Origin of the sequence: Lactobacillus sp. RTP31084st1_F9_RTP31084_210423, from assembly GCF_040919545.1 — a bacterium.
Taxonomy (GTDB): Bacteria; Bacillota; Bacilli; order Lactobacillales; family Lactobacillaceae; genus Lactobacillus; species Lactobacillus paragasseri.
On the sequence record NZ_JBCOVH010000001.1, the window covers coordinates 305,801 to 327,446 of the forward strand.

22 protein-coding genes are annotated in these 21,646 nt (G+C 34.4%); 18 read left to right on the forward strand and 4 right to left on the reverse strand.

Annotated features, from left to right (window positions below):
* Positions 1-2: 2 nt before the first annotated feature.
* The 9 genes from AB5359_RS01575 (at position 3) to AB5359_RS01615 (ending at position 8,170) form a co-directional block, all read left to right on the forward strand.
* Positions 3-566 carry an NUDIX hydrolase gene (locus AB5359_RS01575; RefSeq protein ID WP_003648610.1) on the forward strand — a complete coding sequence of 188 codons (564 nt, stop codon included), beginning with the start codon at positions 3-5 and terminating at the stop codon, positions 564-566.
* Positions 559-840: a hypothetical protein gene (locus AB5359_RS01580; RefSeq protein WP_048686464.1), complete on the forward strand. Its 282-nt coding sequence runs from the start codon at positions 559-561 to the stop codon at positions 838-840. Before AB5359_RS01575 ends, AB5359_RS01580 begins: the two co-directional genes overlap by 8 nt.
* A gap of 15 nt (positions 841-855) precedes the next feature.
* Positions 856-1,557, forward strand: coding sequence for a 5'-methylthioadenosine/adenosylhomocysteine nucleosidase (locus tag AB5359_RS01585; protein WP_003648612.1), 702 nt, complete (start codon positions 856-858; stop codon positions 1,555-1,557).
* A 96-nt stretch (positions 1,558-1,653) separates the two neighbouring features.
* Positions 1,654-2,808 (forward strand): cysteine desulfurase family protein, encoded by a 1,155-nt coding sequence (locus tag AB5359_RS01590; protein ID WP_048686466.1) that lies wholly within the window; start codon positions 1,654-1,656, stop codon positions 2,806-2,808.
* 113 nt (positions 2,809-2,921) lie between these two features.
* The gene (locus tag AB5359_RS01595) at positions 2,922-3,257 is read left to right on the forward strand and encodes a DUF1831 domain-containing protein (RefSeq protein ID WP_003647115.1); all 336 of its coding nucleotides are present in this window, start codon (positions 2,922-2,924) and stop codon (positions 3,255-3,257) included.
* A 17-nt stretch (positions 3,258-3,274) separates the two neighbouring features.
* Positions 3,275-4,402 carry a tRNA 2-thiouridine(34) synthase MnmA gene (gene mnmA / locus AB5359_RS01600; protein WP_048686468.1) on the forward strand — a complete coding sequence of 376 codons (1,128 nt, stop codon included), beginning with the start codon at positions 3,275-3,277 and terminating at the stop codon, positions 4,400-4,402.
* A gap of 96 nt (positions 4,403-4,498) precedes the next feature.
* Positions 4,499-5,158 carry a histidine phosphatase family protein gene (locus AB5359_RS01605; RefSeq protein WP_020807150.1) on the forward strand — a complete coding sequence of 220 codons (660 nt, stop codon included), beginning with the start codon at positions 4,499-4,501 and terminating at the stop codon, positions 5,156-5,158.
* A 2-nt stretch (positions 5,159-5,160) separates the two neighbouring features.
* Positions 5,161-5,805: a lipopolysaccharide assembly protein LapB gene (locus AB5359_RS01610; RefSeq protein ID WP_039156254.1), complete on the forward strand. Its 645-nt coding sequence runs from the start codon at positions 5,161-5,163 to the stop codon at positions 5,803-5,805.
* A complete protein-coding gene (locus AB5359_RS01615) occupies positions 5,792-8,170 on the forward strand; it encodes an ATP-dependent RecD-like DNA helicase (RefSeq protein ID WP_048686470.1) in 2,379 nt (792 codons plus the stop codon). Before AB5359_RS01610 ends, AB5359_RS01615 begins: the two co-directional genes overlap by 14 nt.
* A gap of 40 nt (positions 8,171-8,210) precedes the next feature.
* On the opposite strand, the gene AB5359_RS01620 is transcribed toward AB5359_RS01615, so the two are convergent.
* The 4 genes from AB5359_RS01620 to def all read right to left on the reverse strand — a co-directional run bounded on the left by AB5359_RS01620 (position 8,211) and on the right by def (position 11,851).
* The gene (locus AB5359_RS01620) at positions 8,211-9,146 is read right to left on the reverse strand and encodes a diacylglycerol kinase family protein (RefSeq protein ID WP_048686472.1); all 936 of its coding nucleotides are present in this window, start codon (positions 9,144-9,146) and stop codon (positions 8,211-8,213) included.
* A 48-nt stretch (positions 9,147-9,194) separates the two neighbouring features.
* Positions 9,195-10,874 (reverse strand): ribonuclease J, encoded by a 1,680-nt coding sequence (locus tag AB5359_RS01625; protein ID WP_368279969.1) that lies wholly within the window; start codon positions 10,872-10,874, stop codon positions 9,195-9,197.
* Positions 10,875-10,879: 5 nt separating this feature from the next.
* On the reverse strand, positions 10,880-11,107 hold the full coding sequence (locus AB5359_RS01630; RefSeq protein WP_003648621.1) for a DNA-dependent RNA polymerase subunit epsilon: 228 nt from the start codon (positions 11,105-11,107) through the stop codon (positions 10,880-10,882).
* Between the two features lie 189 nt (positions 11,108-11,296).
* On the reverse strand, positions 11,297-11,851 hold the full coding sequence (gene def / locus AB5359_RS01635) for a peptide deformylase (protein ID WP_020807147.1): 555 nt from the start codon (positions 11,849-11,851) through the stop codon (positions 11,297-11,299).
* Between the two features lie 244 nt (positions 11,852-12,095).
* Here def and typA point away from each other — a divergent pair, with 244 nt between their 5' ends.
* The 9 genes from typA to holA all read left to right on the forward strand — a co-directional run bounded on the left by typA (position 12,096) and on the right by holA (position 21,593).
* On the forward strand, positions 12,096-13,952 hold the full coding sequence (gene typA, locus AB5359_RS01640; RefSeq protein ID WP_003647125.1) for a translational GTPase TypA: 1,857 nt from the start codon (positions 12,096-12,098) through the stop codon (positions 13,950-13,952).
* A 113-nt stretch (positions 13,953-14,065) separates the two neighbouring features.
* Positions 14,066-15,250, forward strand: coding sequence for an FtsW/RodA/SpoVE family cell cycle protein (locus AB5359_RS01645; protein ID WP_048686476.1), 1,185 nt, complete (start codon positions 14,066-14,068; stop codon positions 15,248-15,250).
* On the forward strand, positions 15,247-15,582 hold the full coding sequence (locus AB5359_RS01650; protein WP_003648624.1) for a YlbG family protein: 336 nt from the start codon (positions 15,247-15,249) through the stop codon (positions 15,580-15,582). Before AB5359_RS01645 ends, AB5359_RS01650 begins: the two co-directional genes overlap by 4 nt.
* Positions 15,579-16,127 (forward strand): 16S rRNA (guanine(966)-N(2))-methyltransferase RsmD, encoded by a 549-nt coding sequence (gene rsmD / locus AB5359_RS01655; protein ID WP_048686478.1) that lies wholly within the window; start codon positions 15,579-15,581, stop codon positions 16,125-16,127. The genes AB5359_RS01650 and rsmD overlap by 4 nt, the downstream gene beginning before the upstream one ends.
* Position 16,128: 1 nt before the next feature.
* A complete protein-coding gene (coaD, locus tag AB5359_RS01660) occupies positions 16,129-16,629 on the forward strand; it encodes a pantetheine-phosphate adenylyltransferase (RefSeq protein ID WP_003648626.1) in 501 nt (166 codons plus the stop codon).
* On the forward strand, positions 16,616-17,626 hold the full coding sequence (locus tag AB5359_RS01665; RefSeq protein WP_048686651.1) for a SepM family pheromone-processing serine protease: 1,011 nt from the start codon (positions 16,616-16,618) through the stop codon (positions 17,624-17,626). Before coaD ends, AB5359_RS01665 begins: the two co-directional genes overlap by 14 nt.
* 58 nt (positions 17,627-17,684) lie before the next feature.
* Positions 17,685-18,368: a helix-hairpin-helix domain-containing protein gene (locus tag AB5359_RS01670; RefSeq protein WP_048686481.1), complete on the forward strand. Its 684-nt coding sequence runs from the start codon at positions 17,685-17,687 to the stop codon at positions 18,366-18,368.
* Positions 18,322-20,607 (forward strand): DNA internalization-related competence protein ComEC/Rec2, encoded by a 2,286-nt coding sequence (locus AB5359_RS01675; protein ID WP_048686483.1) that lies wholly within the window; start codon positions 18,322-18,324, stop codon positions 20,605-20,607. The genes AB5359_RS01670 and AB5359_RS01675 overlap by 47 nt, the downstream gene beginning before the upstream one ends.
* Positions 20,604-21,593 carry a DNA polymerase III subunit delta gene (holA, locus tag AB5359_RS01680; protein ID WP_048686485.1) on the forward strand — a complete coding sequence of 330 codons (990 nt, stop codon included), beginning with the start codon at positions 20,604-20,606 and terminating at the stop codon, positions 21,591-21,593. Before AB5359_RS01675 ends, holA begins: the two co-directional genes overlap by 4 nt.
* The last annotated feature ends 53 nt before the right edge of the window (positions 21,594-21,646 follow it).

A 21,646-nucleotide genomic window follows, 5' to 3' on the forward strand; every position in this document is an offset into this window, starting at 1 on the left:
AAGTGAATCTAAGAGAAACTGAAATCTCAAACAAGCCTGTATTCGAAGGTAGACTTATCGACTTAAACGTTGAAACTATTAGTCTACCTAATGGAAAAACAGCAACTCGTGAAATAGTTAAGCATCCCGATGCTAGTGCAGCAATTGCAATTAATGATGAGAAAAAAATGCTTCTTGTAAAGCAATGGCGAGAACCTATCAAACAATTAACTCTAGAAATTCCTGCAGGTTTAATTGACGAAACAGATGCATCTCCACTTGATGCAATGAAAAGAGAGTTAAATGAAGAGGGCGGCTATAAGGCAGAATATTGGGAAAAGGTAAGTGAATTTTATACTTCAGTTGGATTCTGTGATGAAAAAATTCATTTATTCTATTGTGATACTTTGTCAAAAATTGAGCACAAACGTCCTCTTGATGAAGATGAATTTTTAACTCAAGAATGGTACAGTCTTCCTGAGATAAAACAATTAATTGCGTCAGGCAAGATTATGGATGCTAAGACTGTTATGGCAATTACATTCTGGGAAAATATGATTTTAACAGGAAACCAAAGTAATGACTGAAAAACGGGCAGATTATCGTAAAAAGCAACAGCAGAAAAAAATAAGAAAAATTTTTGATAATTTTAAGCGCTTGAAGAAAGATGATCAACAAGTTGATGAGGTTGATCCAGAACCAACAGTTAAGGAATCTGCTAATTTTGAATCAAGAGAGGATTTTTCTTCAGAAGAAGAGCGTGAAAATAGAATTAATCGTTTAAAAAAGCGTTTGAACTATGCAATTTTAATTGTTGTTGTTTTATTAATTATAGTTTTGTTCGCTTTGTTTAAACTTTAGATTTAGAGGTAAAAAATGAAAATTGCGATTATTGTTCCAATGGAAGAAGAGGCCGAATTTTATAAAAAGCATTTTAAGTCTGAAACTAAAGAAGTTTTTGGTACAACTGAATTTGATCACTTTTCAATTAATGGAAATGACATTTACTTAGGTCTTAGTGGAATTGGAAAAGTTAATGCGGCTATGAACTTAACTAGCTTATTAACTAAAGAAGATATTGACTTAGTGTTTATGACTGGTTCTGCTGGTTCAATGCAAGAAAATGTGAAAAGAAAAGATTTAATTTTGGTAGATAGTTTTGCTTACCATGATGCACATTGTGTGAGCGCTGGAGAATACGTTGAAGGTCAAATTCCACGTGAACCAGCAAGATTTAATCTTAAGAGCCCAGCACGTGAAGCATTTAAGAAGTATCTTTTAAGCCAAAATGTAGACTTTAAAGAAGGTCTTGTTGTTACGGGGGATACTTTTGTACAATCTGAAGCACAAAAAGATGAAATTAAAAAGAACTTTTCTGACGCACTTGGGGTGGAAATGGAAGGAGCAGCTTTTGCACAAGTTGCTAGACATTTCAATACGCCTTTAGTTGCTATTCGTGCTATTTCAGATAATGGCGATGCTAATGCTGATAATGACTTTGATAAGTTTGTTAAAGAAGTGGGTGCTAAAGCAGCCAGCGTAATTTCATCTTATCTTGAAGAAACAGTTTTAGATTAGGGTAATGATAGACTAAGTTCAGATGAACTTAGTCTATTTTTTATGTTAAAATAAAATAGCCACTTCCAAAATGTAAGAAAGATAAAGAGGTATAACATGACTAGAAAAAATGTATATTTGGATAATGCGGCTACTACTCCGATGGATCCAAAAGTAATTGAAAAAATTAGTAGTGAGATGACCAATGATTTTGGAAATGCTTCTAGTCAACATGCATTTGGACGTAAAGCACGTCAAGTGGTTGAAGCAGCTCGTCACCAACTAGCAGAAACAATTAATGCAGAAGATAAAGAAATTATTTTTACTAGTGGTGGATCTGAAAGTAATAATACTGCAATTTTTGGGACAGCACGTGCTAGAAAGAAGATTGGCAAGAAAATAATTACTACCAAGATTGAACATCCCTCTGTTTTGAATCCAATGAAACGTTTAGCTCAAGAAGGATATGAAATTGTTTATCTTGATGTAGATGAAGCTGGACATATCAATTTAAAGGACTTAAAGAGAGAATTAACGCCAGATACGATTCTAGTTTCAGTAATGGCAGTTAATAATGAAGTTGGTTCAATCATGCCTCTAAAAGAAATTGGTGAACTAGTTAAAGACTCAAATGCCTATTTTCATGTAGATGACGTGCAAGGATTTGGAAATATTGAAATCGATGTTAAAGATATGAATATCGATTTATTATCTACTTCTGCTCATAAGGTTAACGGACCTAAATTTTTGGGCTTTCTTTATGAAAAAAATGGCTTAAATGTAAGTAATCTTCTTTTAGGAGGAGAGCAAGAACTAAAGCGTCGTCCAGGGACTGAGAATGTTCCAGGAATTGCCGGCTTTGGCGTTGCTGCCCAAGAATTGAGAGAGATGGACAAAAAACAGCTTCAGGAAAATTATCGAAAGTTTCAGCAAATAATTCTTGATGAACTTGATCAAAATAAGATTGACTATGAAATTAATGGCTCACTTAAGGGAGCCGTTTCCCATCACGTTTTAAACTTGTGGTTAAAGGGCGTTGGAACTTATTCTGCTTTGACTAACTTAGATTTGAATGGTTATGCAGTTTCAGGTGGATCGGCATGTACAGCAGGTTCATTAAATCCCTCTCATGTGTTAGAGGCAATGTATGGTAAAAACTCTCCTCGTATTGAAGAATCGATTCGAATTAGTTTTGGACGTTTTACTACTGCAGATGAAGTTAAAGGTTTTGCAGATAGCTTAGTTAAAATGTGTCAACGATTAAGTAAATAATTAACAAGTTCTAACCATTTTTGGCTAGAACTTGTTTTAATGTATAATGTTATTGAAAATTATATACTTGACACTTACAAAAAATAAGATAATAATATTGAGAGTGATATTTTATGGCAAATACAGTAATTATTAATGGCGATAATCGTAAATTTACAATTAGTCCAGAAATTAAGCGTTACGCTTTAATTGATGCAGGCTTTACTAAGACTAAAAGAGGCAATTTCATGTATAAGCATCCTTTATATAATGAATCCCCTTATAATGCGACCTGTCAGTTGAAACTAACAATTAACGAAGATTTAGATCATTTAACAATGGTAGTCACTGATACTAATGGCTTACAGAAAGTTAATATTTTTAAAAATAAGCAGTTAGCACCAATGGTTGAGTTACTTGACTTCATTTTAAAGGATCTTGAAGATCGTCAGATTATTGCACCTTGCTAAAAGGAGAAAAAGATAAAATGGTAGATAACAGCAAAATTAGAGTCGTTGTTGGAATGAGTGGGGGAGTCGATTCTTCAGTTTCTGCTCTTTTACTCAAACAACAAGGCTTTGATGTTGTCGGCGTCTTCATGAAGAATTGGGATGATACTGATGATTCCGGAGTTTGTACGGCAACTGAAGATTACGAAGATGTAAAAAAAGTTGCAGATGAAATCGGCATTCCTTATTATTCTATTAACTTTGAAAAAGATTATTGGGAGCGAGTATTTGAATATTTCTTAAATGAATATAAAAAAGGCAGAACTCCTAATCCCGATGTAATGTGCAATAAAGAAATAAAATTTAAATCCTTCTTAGACTTTGCAATGGACTTAGATGCAGATTATATTGCAATGGGGCACTATGCAGCAACCAAAGTTGATGAGAATGGTATTGTACATATGATGCGGCCAAAGGATGGCAATAAGGACCAAACTTACTTCTTAAGTCAACTTTCACAAGATCAACTGAAAAAGGTAATCTTCCCACTTGCTAACTTAACCAAGCCTCAGGTGCGTGAAATCGCAATTGCTGCAGGCCTTGCAACTGCCAAGAAGAAGGATTCAACTGGAATCTGTTTTATTGGTGAACGTAATTTTAGAAAATTCTTGAGTGAGTTTTTACCAGCTCAATCAGGAAAGATGGTTACTCCTGATGGAAAAGTTGTGTGCGAGCACGCTGGATTAATGTATTATACTATCGGTCAAAGATCTGGTCTTGGTTTAGGTTCAACGAAGGAATCAACTGATCCTTGGTTTGTAGTTGGTAAGGATTTAAAAAAGAATGAATTGATCGTTGAACAGGGATACGACAGTAAGCTTTTATATGCTACTAGCTTAGATGCAAGTGGTGTTTCTTTCTTTACTGGTTTACCCGATCATGACATTGACTTGAAGTGTACAGCTAAGTTCAGGTACCGCCAGCCAGATGTTGGTGTTACTATGCATTACCATGCAAAAGATAATACAGTCCATGTTGAATTTGATGAGCCTGCACGTGCCGTTACACCAGGACAGGCAATTGTTTTTTATAATGGCGAAGAATGTCTTGGCGGAGCAACTATTGACCGTGCTTACCAGAATGAAAAGCAATTACAATTAGTATAGTCAAAAGAAGTCTCAATGAGGCTTCTTTTTGTTTTTAGAAACTGTTATTTTCTGTCCTGAAAACTTATAATAAATAGTAAAAGTGGAGGGAAAAGTATGCAATTATATTTTGTTAGACATGGAAAAACAAAGTGGAATTTAGAAGGGCGCTATCAAGGAGGTAGTGGTAATTCACCACTATTGCCAGAAAGCTATGAAGATATTAAAAAATTAGCTGAGTACTTAAAGGGAACTAAGTTTAGGGCCTTTTATGCTAGTCCTTTACAACGTGCTTTAACTACTGCTGTAATGCTTAGAAATGATATGGGGATTACTGTTCCAGTTATTGTAGATGATCGCCTAAAAGAGTTTAATCTTGGCGATCTTGAGGGAATGAAATTTGTTGACGCTGAGAGTCAATACCCTGATCAAATTAAGGCCTTTCGTTATTCGCCAGAACGCTACGATCCATCAACTTTTCATGGTGAAGACTTTGAACACATGATTAAACGTGGTAAAAGTTTAATTAGTGATATTGTTAAACGCTATCCAAATAAAGATGATAAGGTGCTTTTGGTGAGCCACGGGGCAGCTCTATGTGCATTAATTAGAACTCTTGAAGGTTATGACGTTGCTGATATTAGAAAACGTGGCGGCTTGACTAATACTAGCCTGACGATTCTTGACACTGAAAATCAAGGAAAGACCTTTAATGAAATAGCATGGAATGAAACAAGCTATTTAGATCGAAAGATTACTAGTAGGGATACAATTTAAAAATGGATAAAAAAATAGCCAACTTATATGATGCTGGCAAAGTTGATGATGCTATACACTTATTGATTAAAAAAATAAATAATCATCCTAAAAATATTGAAAATTATTTACAGCTTTCAACTTATTTGATTGAACAAAATTCGGCTGATCAAGCTTTAGAATTATTAGAAAAAGCTCGAGGACTTGTTGATCAACCAGAGGCTTTAACTTATAACATTGCTGTTTGTTACTACATGCAGGGAGATTTTGCTAAATCGTTAGCTTTACTTAATTCGATTCCAGATGATGAAGAAACGATGTATCAAAAGTCCTTGATTTTTATGAAGTTAGGCCAATATCAAAAGGCACTAGCTTATGCTTTAACTTTGAAAAATCAGGATGAGAGGACTTTAGAATTAATAGGTGATATTTGGCTTAGTCTGGGAGATTTAAAATCAGCAAATCAAACTTATAGTAAGATTCTAAAAGATCAAAGAAATGCAAAAGTTAACTTCTTGCTAGGTTTAACTTTATTTGATACTAATCCTGATAAGGCAGAAAAATATTTTAAAGTTTCGAAAAAACAGAATCCAAAATATTTTGCCCAAGCGCAAAAACAATACAATGCTGTAGCAAAATTGATTAGAGGTAAAAATGGCAGAAACTAGTTTTACTGGACGAATTAATGGGATTGTTTTTGAAAATAATCAGGATCTTTTCAAAATTATTGATGTAGATTTAATTAGCAAATTAGCAGATTATGATCGTGATAATATCCGGGTAACTGGTAATTTTGGTGATATTCAGATTGGATCGACTTATAAATTTGTCGGTCAAATTGTTGTACATGAAAAATTCGGTAAACAATTTCGTGTTAGTTCATATGAACCTGTTTTACCACATGAAGAGGGAAGTCTAGCTAAATATCTAAGTTCTGATAAATTCCCTGGTATTGGTAAAAAAGCTGCTGAAAGAATTATTGATAGTCTAGGAACGAATGCTTTAGACCTGATTAAGGCCAATCCAACTGAAATTGATGACCTTGATTTAACACAAAAGCAGAAAGATAGTTTACTATCTGGAATTAATCAGATGGATTCTTTTTCAGAAATTGTTATTAAACTAGCTAAGTATGGAATTAATAAAAAAACTGCTGGAAATATTTATAAGGCCTATCATGGAGATTCTCTTAAAAAACTTGAAGAAGATCCTTATCAAGCCGTTGGTGAAATTAGAGGTTTTGGTTTTAAAACAGCTGATAATATTGGCCAAGCACTTGGAATTGAATTAAATGATCCAAGAAGGGTTAGAGGTGCAATTTTAAGTATTTTGCAGAATGCTCTAAGTACGCTGGGAGACACTTATGTGGCACTAGATGATTTATTAACGCAAGCGTATGAATTGGTTCAGGCTAGTTCTTATGATGACTTAGCAAATAGCGTGAATGAGCTTCAGCGACAAGGTAAGGTAGTTGTTTCAGGTGATAAAGCAGCCTTGCAAGAAATTTTTCAAACGGAGCTTGATATTTCAAATGAATTAAAACGTCTAGTCAAAAATCGGGTAAAAAAAGAAGACTTCAGTGATGAAAACATTGAGCAGGCAATTAATCATGCTGAAGAAGAACTTGAGATTAAGTATGACGAAACGCAAAAGAATGCGATTAAAAATGCTTTAAATAATCCAATTTCTATCCTTACTGGTGGACCAGGTACTGGTAAGACAACAATTATCAATGGAATTTTAATGTGCTTAAAGGAACTTGCTGAGATTCCGAGCGGGGCTTTATATAGTGAGGATCCACCATTTTTATTAGCTGCACCAACTGGTCGAGCAGCTAAGAGAATGAGCGAAATTACTGATATTTCTGCTAAAACTATTCACCGTTTATTAGGATTAGGTATTGGAGAAAATGATGCAACTGATGTTAATGAATTAAATGGCGAGATTCTAATCATTGATGAAATGTCGATGGTGGATATGTTTCTATTTAAGCAGTTGTTATCAGGCATTAATTCGACGAAAAGAATTGTTTTTGTTGGGGATCAAGATCAGCTGCCCTCGGTTGGAGCGGGAAATATTTTCAGTGACTTAATTAAGTCAGAAGCATTCCCAACAACTAGACTCCAGGTAATCCATCGGCAAGGAGAAGATTCATCAATTATCAAGCTAGCTCATGCAATTAACGAAGAAGCTGCTGAACAGATAATTTTTAATAAAACTAAGAATTATTCCTTTATCCCTTGTCAACCTAGTTTAGTTGGAGATGCAATTGATCAGATTGTTAACTTAGCTATTAAGCGTGGTTTTAAAAAGGATGATGTTCAGGTCCTTGGAGCTATGTATAATGGTCAGGGCGGAATCACTCACTTGAACGATATCTTGCAAGATGTAATGAATCCAATGTCTTCAAAAACTAAAGTAATTGAAGCGCATAATGAAAGCTTTAGAATTGGCGATCGTATTCTTCAATTACAAAATAATCCCGAAAAGGATATTTATAATGGTCAAATTGGCAAAATTATTGGACTTAATCCAGATGATAAGGCGAAGATCTTAATTGCTGATTTTGATGGTCGAGAAATAGAATTTAACGTTAAAGATTTAAATGATATTGCTCGTGCTTATGCAATTACAATTCACAAGTCGCAGGGATCTGAATTTCCGTTAGTTATTTTGAATCTTACTATGCAGAATTATATGATGTTGAGACGTAACTTGCTTTATACGGCAATTACCCGTGCTGAGAAAAATCTTGTCATGGTAGGAGAAAAAAAGGCTTACCTTATGGCCTTACGTACGCCAGGAAATGACCGTAAGACGGATTTAGCTTCTAAGATCAGGCATGAGCTAGGACTGAAAGAAGTAGTTGAGCATAATTCTAACGCAAATACTAAACAAGAGCAGGTTCAAACTGAAATTAAGGAAGAAATAAATGAACCCAAAGACTATATTTTAACTCCTGATTTAATTTATTCTGGTAAAATTGACCCAATGATTGGGATGGAAGATATAAAATTAAAAACAAGAGATTAGTAAAACAAGCCACCTCGTTATGAGATGGCTTGTTTTGCATTTATTTCAAAAGTTTAAAATGATCAACTTCAAATTTTAAGTGGAATTTTCTTCTATTCAATTCTTCTCCATCAAGTTGACCGTATTCTGCTTGATAGGTTTCTACTTCAATTTTATTAGCTTCAAAATAATGAAATTGCTTGCTTTGCATATGTGATCCATTGAGGAGAAGCTTAGAAAAGAGATACAAGAATTTGGCCAAGTTAGGCTTTTCTACAATCGCAATATCTAATTTATGATTATAAATATTAGCAATTGGCAAAATTGGAACACCACCGCCAAAGTAGGGATGATTAGTTGTCGTAACTAAGTATGCGTGATCGTAGGAATAAGTATGTTCATTAGTTAAAATCTTAACTTTGAAATTATCTTGTCCCTTGAGAGCTTGAGCAATATTTATTCCATAAGTTAAATTCCCTATATTGATTTTGTTAAACTTAGTTTTGAGCTTTGAATGATTGGTTTTATTGACCACAAACGCATCAAAGCCAATTCCTAAATTATTGACAAAGTATTTTTCTTCACCTGTAAGCAAATCTTGATATCTGCCACAGTCGACATTTGTTACTGTTGGATGATTTTTGATTTTTTTGATAAATTTCAAGGGGTTATTTTGAAGTTTGGCTGCTCGAGCAAAATCATTTCCGGTACCAGCTGGAAAATAGGCAAGGGGAGTGTCAGGATGAAGTGAATTTTTTACCCCATTTAAAGCCTGATTCAAAGATCCATCACCGCCAACTACAACAATACATTCATGATTATTGTTAATTTCATTAGCTGTCTTAGTTGCAATCGGAACGAGTTGTCCAGGATAAGTAGAAATTTGTATATTATATGCCAATTTTTCTTTTTTCAGAGCAGCTTCAATTTCTTTGAGGGCTTTTGCGCCTTTATCGCTACCAGATTTTAAATTTACAAGTAAATGAACCTTTTTCATTGTTAATTGCCTAATTCATATAAAAATAAGCCCCATTTGGGGCTTATTTTATTTCTTTTCAATTAGCATTGGCAAAATCATCGGTCTTCTTTCAGTCTTAGAATATAAGAAATCTTGAAGATTCTCAATAATTGCCTTTCTAATTTCATTTTCTTTTGGTTGCGGATCTTTAGCCATTTCAGTCTTAAGAACATGGTAGACATGCTTCTGTGCTTGACTAATCAATTCAGTTGATTCACGCATATAAACAAAACCACGACTTAAAATATCTGGCCCTGCTAAAACACGTTGATGTTTGTAGTCAACAGTTGCTACCACTACCACAAGACCTTCTTCAGCTAAAATTTGACGGTCACGAACGACGATATTACCAACATCGTCACTACCAGAAGTGTCAACAAAGACATCCGGGATATTGATGTGACCAGCAATTCTTGATGAATCTTTGGTTAAAGCAAGTACATCACCATTTTTTAGAACGAAGGTATGATCTTTAGCCATTCCAGTAGACTGAGCAGTTTCAGTATGAACAACTTGCATTCTGTATTCACCGTGGACAGGAATAAAGTATTCAGGCTTGGTTAACTCGATCATCATCTTTTGTTCTTCTTGACCAGCGTGTCCAGAAGTGTGGACATTATGAATCTTACCATGAACAACATTAGCGCCCGCTTCAGTTAACTTATTAATTAAGTGGTTTACGCTAGTTGTATTGCCCGGAATAGGGTTAGATGAGAAGATTACTGTATCGCCTGGTTGTAATGAAATTTGACGGTGAGTTCCATCTGCAATTCTTGAAAGAGCTGCAAGTGGTTCTCCTTGAGAACCAGTACATAAAATCATCGCTTTTTCAGGTGGAGTATGGTTGATTTCATTGGCATCGACTAAAGTTCCTTCAGGAATATTTAGATAGCCAAGATCAATACCGTTTTGAACACCATTTTCCATTGAGCGACCAAAGATTGCGACTTTTCTTCCAGTGTCAACAGCTGCCTTAATAGCAGTTGATACACGATAAAGGTTAGAAGCAAAAGTAGCAAAAATAATTCTACCTTTAATTCCAGTGATGATATCGTGTAGGGAGTGAGCAACAAATCTTTCTGATTTTGTAAAGGTTGGAACTTCTGCATTAGTTGAGTCAGATAGGAGGGCAAGTACGCCTTCTTGACCTAACTTAGCCATCTTCTGAAAGTCAGGGGCAGGTTGATTCATTACAGGGGTTAAGTCAAACTTAAAATCTCCCGTAAAGACTACTGCACCTTCTGGAGTATGAACTGCAATTCCCAAAGTATCAGGAATTGAGTGAGTTGTTCTGAAGAAACTGACTGAAAGCTTATCAAATTTCAAAACCGTATCTTCATGCTCTTCGTGAAGTTCACTAGAATTTAAAATTCCATGTTCATCAAGTTTCCCGCGAATTAAAGCGAGGGCAAATGGTGTTGCATAAACTGGAGTTTCAGGAATCTTCTTTAAAAGGTAAGGGATTCCGCCAATGTGGTCTTCATGTCCGTGAGTTACAACTAATGCTTTGATTTTTTTCCTATTCTTAATAAGGTAAGAATAGTCTGAGATAACATAATTAATTCCCATCATGTCATCTTCTGGGAATTTGATACCGCAGTCCATGATGATAATCTCATCTTGGTATTCAACGCAGTACATATTACGGCCGATTTCGCCTAGACCCCCTATAGCGAAAACGCCGACTTCATTATTCTTTAATTTCAAGGTCGTTATTTATCTTCAGATTTGAAAGTTGTCAGCTTAAAATCTGGACTTTGCTTTTCATAAGCAAGTGAGTTTCCAGTTAATTCTTGGATGAGTTCAATATTGTAGGGGGTATTATCCTCAACCATAGTTCTTGCTGCAACTACATTATCTGCTTCTAAAAAAAGAGTTTTAGTAGTTTCTCTTCTTGGATTAACGATCTGGTCTTTTTGGTATAAAACTTTGTAGATCATTTCTTATAATCTCCTTATATTAAAACGTTCAAAAAAACTTCTGCGAAAAAGTCGCAGAAATTCATAGCTATTAAAATTTTATCATAAACTTACTTTTAAGTATACCAATTTACATTATATATAGTACGTAAAAAGGCGATAGAACATTTTGTCCTAACGCCCAATTTCCAAAAAATTAAGAACTAATTTTTAAGAAATAACAATGGTATCTTCTGCTAAATCAAAAGGATTTCGCTTATTGATACGGTCATAGAATAAGTGACCATTTAAGTGGTCAATTTCGTGAGAAGCAACAATTGCTGGATAATCCTTTAAGCGAATTGTCTTTTCTTCGCCATCAACTGTATAATAATGAATCTTTAACTTATCAGGACGAGGGACATAGCCTTCAATATCTTTGTCAACACTTAGGCAGCCTTCGCCTTCAGCAAGACAAGCTTTTCTAACTGATTCAGAAAGAATTTTTGGATTGACAAAAACTTCTTTGAAAATAATCTCACCTTTATCATTTGGAACTAAAAGGGCAGCCATCTGAATGCTCTTGCCGACTTGAGGAGCAGCTAGGCCAACGCCAGCTCTTAATTGGTGCTTTTCAGCAATTTTAGGATCTTGCGAGTTAATTAAATATTGCATCATTTCGTCAGCTAATTCTTTATATTCATCAGCTAATGGGAAGGTTAAAGGCTTAGCAACTTGTCTTAAGACAGGGTTGCCATCGCGCGTAATATCATGCATTAAAATCAAAATAAATATCTCCTTAATTTCAAATTTGCTATGAATATGATAACAATTGAAAGAAAAGACGGCAATAATCGAAGTTTTTGGTATAATATTTTTGTTAAAAATAAACAGTTCACAGCTTGTACTTTCGTTGACGGCATGATATTTTTAGAGTAGAATTGTAAAACGAAACTATAGAGATATAAAGCTTCAATAACTGCATTATTATTTTGCATAAGATAGCTGTGACTGGAGTCACAGTTTTTTTATGAAGTTCGGGGAGGAATTTCTTTTGCAAAGAAGAGACGATATTAGAAATATTGCCATTATCGCACACGTTGACCACGGTAAGACTACTTTGGTTAACCAATTATTAAAACAATCAGATACATTGCCAGAGCACATGAACCTAGAAGACCGTGCTATGGACTCCAATGCTATTGAACGTGAACGTGGTATTACAATCTTATCTAAGAACACTGCTGTTAAGTATGGTGACACTACAATTAACATCTTGGATACACCAGGACACGCTGACTTTGGTGGTGAAGTAGAACGTATCATGCACATGGTTGATGGATGTTTATTACTTGTTGATGCCTACGAAGGTACTATGCCACAAACTCGTTTTGTGCTTAAGAAGGCCTTAGAAGCTGGTGTTAAGCCAATCGTAGTTATTAACAAGATTGATCGTCCAGGTGCTCGTCCAAAGGAAGTTCTAGATGAAGTTCTTGAATTATTCATTGAATTAGGTGCTAGTGATGAACAACTTGATTTCCCAGTTGTTTATGCATCTGCTTTAAATGGTACTTCTTCATATGACTCAGACCCAGCTAAGCAAGAAGAAACAATGGATCCTATTTTTGATACTATTGTTAAGAACATTCCTGCTCCAGTTGATAACTCTGATGAACCTTTACAATTCCAAATCACTATGCTTGATTGGGATGATTATGTAGGTCGTATCGGTGTAGGTCGTATTTACCGCGGAAAAGTTAAGGTTGGAGACAACATCACTGTTATGAAACGTGATGGTTCAACGCAAAACTTCCGTGTTACTAAGTTATTCGGTTACTTCGGTTTGAAACGTAACGAAATTCAAGAAGCAAAAGCCGGCGACATTATTGCTATTTCAGGTATTAATGATATTTATGTCGGTGAAACTATTGCTTCTGCAGATAAGCCTGAAGCATTGCCACTTCTTAAGATTGATCCACCAACTCTTCAAATGGACTTTGTTGCAAACGACTCACCATTTGCAGGTCGTGAAGGTGACCAAGTTACTCCTAAGAAACTTGAAGACCGTTTGATTCGTCAAACTCGTACTGACGTTTCTTTGAAGGTAGAACCAACTGATCAATTAAATGCCTGGACTGTTTCTGGTCGTGGTGAATTACACTTGTCAATTTTAGTTGAAGAACTTCGTCGTGAAGGATTCGAATTACAACTTTCACGTCCTAAGGTTATTTACCGTGAAATTGATGGTCAAATGTGTGAACCATTTGAAGCAGTTCAAGTTGATACACCAGATGCTTACGTAGGTTCAGTTATTGATTCTCTTTCACAAAGAAAAGGTGAAATGAAGAATATGGAATCTACTGGTAATGGTCAAACTAGACTTGAATTCTTAGTACCATCACGTGGTTTGATTGGTTACAACAACGAATTCATGTCTCAAACTGCTGGTTACGGAATTATGAACCATACTTTTGATTCATATAAGCCAGTAGTTAAGAACTGGGAACCAGGTCGTCGTAATGGCGCTTTGGTTTCAATTAACCAAGGTCAATCAACTACTTACTCACTTCAATCAGTTGAGCAACGTGGTGAATTATTCATCGGTGCTGGTGTTGAAGTTTACGAAGGTATGATTGTAGGTCAATCATCACGTGAACGCGATATTGCTGTTAACGTAACTAAGGGTAAGAACTTAACTAACACCCGTGCAGCAGGTAAGGACCACTCAGCTTCAATTAAGACTCCTAAGACTATGACTTTGGAAGAAGCTATTGAATTCTTGAATGATGATGAATACTGTGAAGTAACTCCAGAAAGCATTCGTTTACGTAAGAAGATCTTAAACACTAACGAAAGAAAAAAGGCAGATAAGAGACGTAATAAGTAGTTAAATTCTTATTTGATTTTTAAAAGTAGCTCATTTTGTGGAGCTACTTTTTTTTATCCGTAAAGGTAGTGATATAATGAGAAAGATTATTTAACTAAAGGGGCAAGTATATCGTGCGACAAAAATTAAGATACTTAGACTATAGCATCTTGATCCCATACCTGATTTTGTCAACCATTGGGGTTATCATGGTCTATTCAGCAAGTTCAGATATTTTGTTAGTAAATGGCTTTTCACCTAGTGTATATATGAAAAGGCAAATTATATATTTTGTTGCTGCATTTTTATTCTTTGGAATTCCATGTTTTGCTTTGAAATTAAAAATATTCAAAAATAGAAAATTTGTTATGTCTTACTTAAGCATTTCATTTTTAATGCTATTCTTTTTGATTGTCTTGAAAGTAATTAGTCATGGAAAAGCTGCTATTAACGGTGCAGTTGGCTGGATCAATTTGGGTTTTATTAATATTCAACCTGTGGAAGTAGCCAAGTTGTCTTTAGTACTATATTTAGCTTTTGTTTTATCAAGACGGGATGGAAAGTTTGTTCCAGGTCAAATTTGGCATAATTTATTTGGACCGACAGTTATTTCGTTTATGATGATTGGACTGGTTATTTTAGAACCAGATTTTGGTGGCTCAGCCATTCTGTTTATGATTGTGTTTGTGATGTACAGTGTTTCTGGTATTCCAACTAAGTTAGCAGTTTATTGGCTTATCGGGCTTTTCGTTGGGATTGTCTTGCTGATGCTAGTGTTATTGGTTTGGACACCAGGATTCATTAAGGATTCTTATCAGTTCCAACGCTTATTAGCCTTTGTTCATCCCTTCAAACTAGAAAAAACTGGTGGTGCTCAGTTAGTTAATTCCTATTATGCAATTCACAATGGCGGTTTATTTGGTGTTGGCTTAGGTAACAGTATGCAAAAAAGAGGTTATTTACCAGAGCCATATACCGACTTTATTTTATCTATTACTGCTGAAGAGTTAGGTGTAATTGGTGCGATTGTGATTATTTCCTTATTATTCTTCCTGATGTGGCGCATTATGGAAGTTGGAATTCACGCTGATTCACAGTTCAATGCTTTGGTTTGTTTTGGTGTGGTAACTATGATTTTTACCGAAACGCTCTTTAATGTAGGAGCAGTTTTGGGTCTTTTGCCGATCACTGGGGTAACCTTGCCATTTATTTCTTATGGTGGATCTTCAATGATTGTCTTAACTGCTGCTTTAGGATTAGTCTTAAATATTTCAGCTGCTGAAAAGAAGACAATGATAGAAAGTAGGAGTGTACTTTGAGTTTGGTTTTTAAAGATGAGTCAAATAACAAAATGACGGCGCGCACACAAATAATTGTTTGGCTTTATCAAATTAGCGATCAATACAAGTTGCGCCGATTTGGCAATATTATCTATTTTTCACGTAAAAATAAGTATGTAGTTCTATATGTAAGTTCAGAATATGCTTCAAAGGTAATTACTGAATTAAAGAGTAAGAATTATGTCCAGTCAGTAGAAACTTCAAAAACCGATAAGCTTGATTTTTCTGCTGAACACGAAGAAAAGATGATGCGTGAACTAAAAGAAGAAGCAGAAAAATTACGAGAAGAAAACGAGGATTTACGAGTTTGAGGATTATTGCAGGAAAATATGCTAAACGTAATTTACATACTTTAAAAAGTAATGCTACTCGTCCGACTAGCGATAAAGTAAAGGGCTCTTTGTTTAACTCCTTGGGGCAATTTTTTAATGGTGGGCGAGTATTAGACCTTTATGCTGGTAGTGGAGCTTTAGGAATTGAAGCTGTTTCTCGCGGTTATGACAATGCAGTTTTAGTTGATATTAGTGGTCAAGCATGTCAAATTATTAGGAAAAATGTTGAACTTACTAAAGAAGAAGATAGATTTAGAGTTCTAAAGTGTAGTGATAATCGTGCCATTAAAATTTTAAACGAGGAAGGGAAAAAGTTTGATTTAATTTTTCTTGATCCTCCGTATGCTAAGCAAAAGATTGTTAAGATTATGACTAAATTACTTGAAAATGATCTATTAAATGATAATGCATTGATTGTAGCTGAGACTGATGAGCATGATGAATTACCAGAAGTTTCTGGCTTTTCAATTATTAAGGATCATCAGTTAGGTAGAACAAAAGTAAAAGTTTACAAGAGGAAGTAAAATGACAAAGGCAATTTTCCCTGGGAGTTTCGATCCAATAACCAATGGTCACGTTGAGGTGGTTGAAGCAGCAGCCAGAATGTTTGAAAAACTGTATGTAGTAATTATGACGAATACAAGTAAGAAGTATCTTTTTGATGAAAAAGAGCGCTTAGATTTGGCTAGAAAAGTTTTTGAAAACGATGAAAATGTTGAAGTGATTGCTCGTCCAGCTGAATTGACTGTTGAAGTAGCTCATGAGCTTAATGCTGGGGCAATTGTTCGAGGATTGAGAAATACCACTGATTTTAATTATGAGCGTGATATTGCTGGAATTAATAAGACTTTAGATCCAAAATTAAATACAGTTTTATTGTTTACTCGTCCAGAAGATAGCTTCATTTCTTCAAGTATGATTAAAGAAACAGTATTTTTTGGTGGCAATGTTTCAACTCTAGTTCCAAAGTCAGTGGCAGCTGCTTTGAAAGAAAAGCTGAGGAATCGAAATGATGAAGAAAAATAAAAAATTAAAATTTTGGCTGCTAGGAATAGCAGCATTTTTAATAGCAGTTGTTTTTTGTCTATGGCCTACGCAATACTATATTGAAGCGCCGGGGGAAGCTTTTCAAATTAGTAAGTATGTTAAAAGTACAAGAAAACCTAATCCTAATTTTTATCTAGTAACTGTGAGTGAACGTCCTGCAGTTATGATTGACTATTTAACTAGTTTCTTTAGGGCAGGAGATAGTCGTTATTCAAAGACTGAATTAATGGGGACATCAAGTAGTGCTGAATATAATCAAATGCAGCAATACTACATGGAAACTAGTCAGAACAATGCAATCTATTACGCAGCTAAGAAAGCAAAAGTCCCGTATCGTCAAGAATTTTTAGGCGTTTATGTGATGGAAGTTATGAAAAATTCAACTTTTAAGAATAAGTTGAAAGTTGGAGATATTCTAGTTAGCGTAAATGGTAGAAAATTTTCTTCTAGTCAGGATCTAATAAAATACGTTTCTTCATTAAAGCATAAAAAAGTACAAATAGCAGTTATTCGAGGAAAGAAGCATCTGACTTTTTCGGGAAAAACAGTTAAATTATCTGGGACCAGTCGTTATGGAATTGGTATTCAGTTGGTAGATCATACGAAGGTCATAACTGATCCCGCAGTTAAAATTGATGCAGGAGATATTGGCGGCCCGTCTGCAGGTTTAATGTTTACACTTGAGTGTTATCAATTGTTTACTGGTAAGAATCTTAGTTCTAAGAAAATAGCTGGTACGGGAACAATTGATAGTGATGGTAAGGTAGGAATGATTGGCGGCGTTGATAAAAAGGTAATAGCCGCCAGCCGTCAAGGAATGAAAGTCTTTTTTGCACCAACTGATCAACCAGAAGGTGTTAAAAAGAATGAAACAAATTATGCCGAAGCAGTCCGAACTGCTAAGAAAATACATACTAAGATGAAGATTGTGCCAGTAGCTTGTTTCGAAGATGCACTAAATTATTTAGAAAAATAAATTGAAAGCAGCAAAAAAATTGCTGCTTTTTTTCGTAATAAATAATGAGGTGATAAAAATGGATTTAGAAAAAATCAAAGAATTCATAATAGAAAAGAAAATTTGGGTGATTGGAATTATTGTTTTGATCCTAGGTGGAGGATATTTTATTCAGAAAAATAACCAGCCAGCAGTCAATAACACCCAGGTCTTGAGCGAAAATAATAAGACCCAGTCAACGGAATTTTCTAAAAGTGAGAATAAAACTACCCAATCTACATCAAACTTAAATAGCTCATCAAAGCAAAACACAGTAACTGTAGACATTGCTGGAGCTGTTAGACATAGTGGTGTCTATACATTGAAAAATGGGGCTAGACTAAACGATTTGTTGAGAATTTGTGGCGGCTTAACTGATAAAGCAGAGACGCGGGCAATTAATCGAGCAGCCTTATTAAAAGATCAAGATCAAATTTATGTCCCGCATATTGGTGAAAAAGTAGAAAATCTTCCTGGAAATGGAACTTCTAATAGTAATAATGTTGCTTCTGATTCTTCTAGTTCAAATTCAGAGCAAGTTCATTTAAATTCAGCAACGGTGCAGGACTTACAAAAGTTAAACGGCGTTGGTCAAAAGAAGGCAGAGCAAATCATTGCTTATCGTGATCAAAATGGTGGCTTTAAGCAAATTGAAGATTTGACCAAGGTAACAGGAATTGGTGAAAAAACTTTTGAAAAGCTCAAAGATCAGTTGGCACTCTAGTTTCTATGCCACTGGATTTTATTTATTGCTTGGCTTAGTTTGTATTTCAGCAACTTTTCTTATCTTGCAGACCAGTAACCTTATCCAAGGTATTGTTGCTACATTGTTTTTAATTATTTTTTGTTTGTTGCTAATTTATAAATTTCCGCAATATTGGCATTTAGTTGCAATATTTTTAGGAGTAATTATAACTTTATGCTTTATTAATCAAAGAACAAGTGAATTAGAAATTGGGGAGCCGATTCTAATATATAGTGATCAAGTGAAGGTGAGTGATAATTTCTTCTATGGAGAAGGAAAAATAGGGAAGAATAAAGTTTTAGTCAATGGAAGTGCAAATAAGTCTTTTGAAAAGGAATTAAATAAATATCATGCCGTTTATTTGGTAAACTACAAGGCAAAAGTAGAAACAATTATGCCTGCAACGAATCCTGGTGAATTTGATTATCAAAAATATTATCGCAGTAAAAAAATCAGGGAAAGAGTTAAGCTTGAGAGTTATCAAATTTATCCTAAGCATATTGTTGTTTTTGATTGGGTTCATATGCTCCGTAAATTTTTGATGAATTATTTTGAAAAAATGCCCCAATATACTAGATTTTTTGCTAGTGAAATGGTGTTAGCACAAAACCCGAGTACAGATAATAAGGTTTTACTGAATAGTTATCGAGACTTAGGCATTATTCATCTTCTGAGTATCTCCGGTTTACATGTGAGTTTATATATCTTAGGTATTACATGGCTAGGGACAGTGATGAAGAGAACAGAAGAAGAGGTTACAATACTTTGCGTTACTTTTTTAGTAATCGAAATCTTATTGTCTAATTTTCAGGCTGGCTTTGTTCGTGCAAGTTTAAGTTACTTTTGGGGTGTTTTCTTTAAAAGAAAGAAAATTATGGTTAGTAGCGGCGACAAGTTAGGGATAGTGGTTTTAACGCATTTGCTTTTTAATCCTTTATTATTTTTAAGCAGTGGAGCTATTTTGAGCTATTTACTAGTTTTTGGTCTAGAAATAAGTAAAGACTTTAAGAAAATTAGACAGAATTTTGCTCTTAATTTGTTAATCACACCGATTTTATTACATAATTTTTATCGGATTAATTTTTTAACTGTCATTTATAACTTTTTAATTGTTCCAATTTTTAATTTTATTCTCTTACCACTGACCTTTATTGTAATTTTTTTGTTTTGGTGTTTGCCAGCAACTGTAAAGTTAAGTGAACCAATTTTTAAAGGACTTGCAGATTTAACTAATTTTATTGCTGATAAGCAATTGGGCTTAGTAACTTTTGGTCAAATCAATTGGCTGCAAACAATATTTTTATTAGTTGTGACAGTATTTTTAATTATTTTACCTAAACATAAGATTCAAAAATTAAAGTTAAGATCGATCATAGTTGGAGCATATGTTAGTATTTTTTGCTTGATTCATTTTCCTTTAAAAGGACAAGTTTCTTTTATTGATGTTGGCCAAGGCGATAGCATTTTGATTACTACGCCTTTGAACAGAAAGAATTATTTAATAGATACCGGTGGAAAATTGAATTTTGGTAAAAGGAAAAGCGAGCCGCAATTAAACCGAATTACGATTCCATTTTTATATGCTCAAGGAATTGATCATTTGGATGGCGTTTTTTTAAGTCATCAGGATGCAGATCATATTGGTGATTTAAAAGCACTCCTTGATCAAATTCCAGTAGAAAAATTATATTTTGCTAGAGGATTAACAGATAACCAATCTTTTAGAAGGAAAATAAATGGACATTTAAAAGATGTCCAATTAGTTCCCTTACTTGCAGGAGATAAAGTTAAAACTAAAGATTTAAATTTTGATGTAGTTTATCCTTTTAAACCTGGCTTGGGTAAAAATGAAGATTCTCTGTCTTTAACTTTTAAGTTAGCAAATAGACGTTGGCTTTTTAGCGGAGACTTAGGTAGAGAAGGAGAAAAAGAAATTTTAAATCACTATAATTTACAAGTAGATTATTTCAAGCTGGGGCATCATGGTAGTAAGACTTCTAGTGATCCAGACTTTTTAAAACAGTTAAATCCGCAACTTGTTTTTATTTCATCAGGACGAAATAATCGCTTTGGTCATCCCCATCAGGAAACTTTAAAAACATTGAAAGACCTGAGCATCCCATACTTAAATACGCAAGATAGTGGTACAATTACTTGGAATTACTCACCGTTTAACAGTGAGACAATTACGACTTTTTATAAAGGAAATACAAAATGACATTAATCTCTCTTTTTAAACAGACTAATCCTAAGAATGCTAATCTTTTGATCCAGGGACCAGATTCTTTTTTTAATGATTATTTAGTGCGTAATTATCTTAATCAAAAGAAATTTACAGACCTTGATCAAATAATTGTGGATTGCCTTGAAGATGGGTTGGATGAACTAATGGCTACTTTAACAGAGTCTTCTTTGTTTAGTTCTAAGAAAATTGTCGTTGTTAAGAATCCTTTCTTTTTAATGGCTAAGGTCCCGCAAAAGTATAAAAAGCAAATTGAAAAATTAACTAAAATTATTGAACATTTAGATGACTTAGAAGATATAGTGGCTTTTGTAGCTAATTATGAAAAAATCGATCGCCGAAAAAAGATCAGTAAATTTTTGCTGGAGCATGTTAATGTTGTTGAAACAGCGCTTAAGCCTTATGAAGTGAGTGGGGTAATTAAAGCAATTAGCAAGGAAGAAGGCTACCAAATTACGAACATGGCGCTGCAAATTTTAATCCAAAGAAGTGATCAAGTTTTAGATGCAGCGTTAAGTAATTACTTGAAATTAAAAAATATTGTTGGGGAAGATAAAAGAATTACAGAGACCCTAATTAATGAAAATATTGATCGCTCTCTTTCAGAAAATATTTTTGAAATATTAAGAGCCGCTTTTAATAAAAATTATCAAGAAGCTACTCAGCGTTTAGATGATCATCTAAGAGAAGGAGCAAGTGCGATTCAATTATTAGCTATTTTTGAGTCGCAAATTGAATTTTTGACTTGCGTTAAAGTTCTTCAAAATCGGCGTTGGAGTAAAGATCAAATTATTAAAGAGTTAAAGGTAAATCCATATCGGGTAAAGTTAGCTATGGAGAATAAAGTTTCTTTGAACAAGTTAGCGAGACTATTAAAGCAGGCAATTGAACTTGATTTTGGATATAAAAATGGAACATATCGCGGGGATGAGTTTTTAAAACTTTTCTTACTAAAAATTTAGACGACAAAAAAGCCCGGAGAATTATCTCCGAGCTTTTATTTTGTCTAATATAA